Origin of the sequence: Actinoplanes sp. NPDC049265 (assembly GCF_043197135.1) — a bacterium.
Taxonomy (GTDB): domain Bacteria; phylum Actinomycetota; class Actinomycetes; order Mycobacteriales; family Micromonosporaceae; genus Actinoplanes.
Map to the genome: position 1 here is coordinate 1 of NZ_JBICSP010000055.1, position 4,622 is coordinate 4,622.

Here is a 4,622-nt window from a genome sequence, read left to right on the forward strand (position 1 = left end):
AGCACCATGCTGGCCGAGTACGACTTCGCCGCCGGGACGGGTGAAGGCCCGCAGGCGTTGCCGCCGGTGGGGGACCTCGTCTCGAGACTGCTGACCCCGCCGGCTCCGGCCGACGTGGAAACCGACGAGTCGTCACCGATGCGGTTCGGCCCGGTACAGCGGGTGTACACCCCCGCTGGCCTGCGGCTCCTGCACGAGGATGACGCCCACTATGTGGCCGCGTTCGACGCCCTTCCGCCGGGCGCGGACTACCGGGTCGGCGTGCACAGCCATGCCCATGAGGTGCAGGCTGGTCGGCACCTCTACAGCCCGGAAACCGTCGCGCAGCAGATCGTGGACGATCCGAAGTGGACCGGGCAGAACATCACGATCATCGCCTGCGAGCCGAGCCCGACGTTCGTTCGTAAGGTCTTTGAGCAGGTCCGGCGGCTGGCTCCCAACCGCAGCGGATTCTCGGTGACCGGTGGTCTGGGCTCGGTGTGGACCACGCCGATGGGTCACATCTTCGTGGCCAAATCAACGATCGCCGACGACGGGCGGATCCGGGCGGGGCGATTCCTCACCGGTGACAGCTGGGTCAGCTACACCGAGGGCCCGGACGGGACTGTCACCGAGACGCGGCACCAGCAACCCCACCTGCCCGGTACCCTCGCCCCCACGCCCGAGGATATCGAGGCGGCCGACAACGTGTGGCGCCTCGGCTTCGAGGTCGAGGTCGCGGTCGAGATCGCTGTGGGGAGCGGGCGCTACGGCACGATCCCGCACCAGACCAGGATCGCCACGTCCGACTACTTCAACTTCGTGACCGAGACGACCCATCGCCTGGACGCTTTCGGTAATTCCCGAATCGTCCACATCATCGAGATCGTGTCGAAACCGGCTGCCGTCTGGCCCGGCGAGCAAGGCCCGGCGGTGCGTGACGTCCTGGCGCAGTTGAAACAGATCGTCCAGCACATGCACAATTTGCCGGCCGGCAGCCGCTTCAGCCTGGGCGGCGTTCTCTCCTGGGTGCCGGGCATCCGATTCCTTCCGGTGCCCGGCATCAGCGGCAACCCGAACGAGTCGGCGGGCGACAAGATCCAGATGATCGGCGGCAAGTTCAAGTCGCCGAACACGCAATGGACCTCAGGAATCCCGCACCTCAGCAACCTGCCGGACTTCCTGCAATCCGCCATCGGCCAGTCGACCGATCCGAACGACCAGGTGGCCCGCACGTTCGCCAACGACGGCTTGGACTTCGGCCGGCGGGCGGCCCAGAACTACTTCCGGCAATACGCCAAAGGCCGGGCTCTGCCCTGGCGAGAAAACGAACTCACCGGCTACCTGGCCGCAACGTTCCCGCTGGTCGGCGCCGCCCTGCACTCGCTGGTCCGGGCGAATCTGGAGGAGGGTGTCTCGAAGAACGCGGTGCTCGTGGCGCCTCGTAAAGAGATTGCGGACATGCGGTCCAGTCTGCCGCCCGTTCTGAGACGGTTTCTCCGCGACCGGGGGTTCGACGTCAAGGGCCTCATCGGCAGCTATCTCCCGAATTACGACCCACTGGGTAATGCTCAAGCCCGGCGGTTCATCGTCGGTGACGACTATCTCCAGATCGCCCTGGTCTCGGTGGCCGCCGACAACGTCGTGTTCGGCACCACCTACGGCGACGGTTCCGCGGTTCCGCCCTTCACCCTCGCCCAGCTCGGTATCGGAGGTACGGACAACGCCGACCCCGCGTACATCAATCCCTTCGAGCTGCGGCGGCTGGCCAGGTCGAACGGCGAGTTGCCGGAGATCGAGGTTCAGACCAATGACCTCATCGGAATGATCAACGGCTACGCCGCCGCTCCGTCGCTCCGGCCCGATGTTCATCAGGACGTCACGGCGCTCTACAACGTCAACAACGCGATCCTGACCGAGAACAATCAGCTCCAGACGGCGCAGGCCGGCATCCGGGACCGGGTCGGTGTCCTCAGTTATCCGCCGGCCGACGAGATGACCCAGCAGCAGAATCACGCGGCTCTGGAGGAGGCGCTGGCGGAAGCGCGCACGATCGTGGCCTCGGCCTCAGAGAACAAGGCGTTCGCCCAGGAAGCTACGACGGCCGCCGACCGTGCCTTCCCGGTCGGTAACGTGTACCGGAACGGGGCCGGCGCGAACCTGGCGGCGGTGCAGAGAACCCTGGACGAAGCACGACAGCTGGTGACCACGCTCGACGGCATGGTCCAGAACAACGTCGTCGTCTACCAGCCGCCCTACGGTGGCTACGACAACCAGGGTGGTGGCTTCGACGGCACGGGTGGGGCGCCGAACTGGTCCGGTCAGGGTCCGAACTACGGCTACGGCGGCTCCTATCAGCCGGGCCCGCAGTACGGTGGGTGGCCCCAGGGCGGCTACAACCAGCAGACCTGGTTGGTTCAAGTCCCTGACTCGGTGCCGGAGTCGGTGGGTGCGGCGCTGGCGTTGTTGTCCGGGCTGTCGGAACTCGATTTGCGGGCGTTTGCGGATCGGTTGCGTACGGAGCTGACGCGGGTGCGTGATCAGGCTCCGGGTGATCTGGTCGGGCGGTTGCCGGACGGCGTGGTGCTGGATTCGCTGGCCGGGAGGTCGATCGACTCCGTGCGGGAGCAGGTCAGCACCATGCTGGCCGAGTACGACTTCGCCGCCGGGACGGGTGAAGGCCCGCAGGCGTTGCCGCCGGTGGGTGATCTGGTCTCGGGGGTTTTGGCCGGGCTGTTGCCGGGGGGCAACGATTCGGATGTTCGGGGAGGCAGGACATCGGACACGCCGGGTTTGCTGCCGGCGGTTCTGGCCGCGGTTCATGCCGCTGATGATGTGTCGATCGGTCGGTTGGCCGAGGGTTTGCGGGCCCTGCTGTTGCAGTGGGTGCCGGATGTTGAGGCCCGGTTCGGTGATGCTGCTCCGGCCCGGTGGAAGCAGTTCGTGGCGTCGGTCGGCGCGCTTGATCCGGGCAAGCGTGCGTCGGTTTTCGCGGCGGTGAACGCGTATGACTTCGCGCGTACTGCGGTGAACCGGTCGTCGAATTTGATGCTGCCTGATGTTGGGCGGGTGGTGGGCGCCGGTCTCGGCTTCGAGGGGATTGCGGGGCAGGACCCTCTGCAGGTCAATGTTGTGCGGTTGCCTAATGGTGACCTTCTTTATGAGTCCTGGCAGATGGACAACTACTCGGAACTCGATCCTCTGATCGCTACCGAGCGTAGTGTTCTGTCCGCCCTGATCAATGATGAGGATGAAACGTATGTCCTGAACCGTTGGGATCGGTTGCCTTCCGGGTTGGGACAGGACGAGCCCGCGGGCGGGGGATCGGGCCGGCGGCGTTCGTCGCCGCGTGAACCCGACCGATATCTGCAAGAGCTGGACCAGAGTTGGGCCGGCGCGTTGCCGGGGGATGAAGTCCTCGAGCAAGCGGTCTGGGACGAGAAGCAAGGAAAGTTTCGGAGGTATGCGGATCGGCAGCGTGCTCTCAAGCAGGGCACGGACATCCCTGAGGGCTCGGAGAAGATTCCGCGGGGGAAGCCTGCGAGTGAGCTGACCGCCAAGGAGTTGGCGGCTCGTCAGTCGAAGGCCGCGTCGAAGCAACGTAAAAGGGAACGGGAGGCGTTGCCGGAGGGTGCGCCAGTTCCTGCGCATCTGCAGAAGCAGCGGGGGCGGCCGGACTCTGAGCTGACTCCCGAGGAACTGCGCAAACGTCAGAGTAAGGCGGCGTCGAAGCAACGGGCGAAGGAGCGGGCGGCGCTGCCGGAGGGTGCGCCAGTTCCTGAGCATCTGCAGAGGCAGGGCGGACGGCCGGCTTCCGAGTTGTCTGCGGCCGAGTTGGTCAAACGTCAGGAGGCGACCGCTAACCGGGCGAAGAGCCGGGCGCGGCATCAGGTGCTGGCGGCCGGTGAGGAACTCCCCGAAGCGTTGGAGACGAGGTGGCCTCCGGACTTCGCCCTCTCTGAGGAGCAGTTGACGGCGCGAGTCGGTAGGCGAGAGGCTAGGGCTCGTCGTAGGGAGCAGCCGTCGGCGTCCCCGGCACGGCCTGATCCGGCAGGCGCGGCGCGGCCTGAGCCGGCTCCTGAGCTGACTGAGCAGGAGCGTCTCAAGCGTGAGCGTAAGAGGGAGTCGAACCAGCGAGGCCGGGAGCGTGCCAAGCTTCTGGCCAGCGGCGTGCTCGAGCGGGATCTTCCCCCGCGTCTGCAGCGGTTGGACACGCGAGGCGTCGATCGCACCGAGGAAGAACGTCTGAAGCTCGACCGCAAGGCGGATTCGGCCCGCCGTGCTTATCAGCGGGACAAGATCGAGGGTGCCGGGGGCGTTGAGGAGGACGTTCCCGCGCAGTATCAGCGGCAGGCATCCTCGCGGAAACGGCGTCCTGCCTCCGACTCGCCACCTGAGCGTGCTCTGCCGGAGCGGACGCGTCCGCGGCCGCATTGGGAGCCACCTGGTCGGGAGTTCGCTCCGGTGGATCCGGCCGGGTTCGGTGCGCCGATGCAGCCGCCCGTCTTCCCGCCGGTTCTGCCTTCGCAGGTTCTGCCTTCGAACGATCACGATGACCTGTATGACGATCCGCCGCCTCGTCGTCGAGGCCCGGCGCCGTCGCTGCCGAGTGTCACCAACGATTTTCAGGCGTTGTCGGTCAG

At 66.5% G+C, this 4,622-nt stretch carries 1 protein-coding gene; it reads left to right on the forward strand.

The window, feature by feature from the left end; genetic code table 11:
- Positions 1-4,622: hypothetical protein (locus tag ACGFIO_RS44250; RefSeq protein ID WP_392837288.1), on the forward strand; the 4,622-nt coding region annotated here is incomplete at both ends.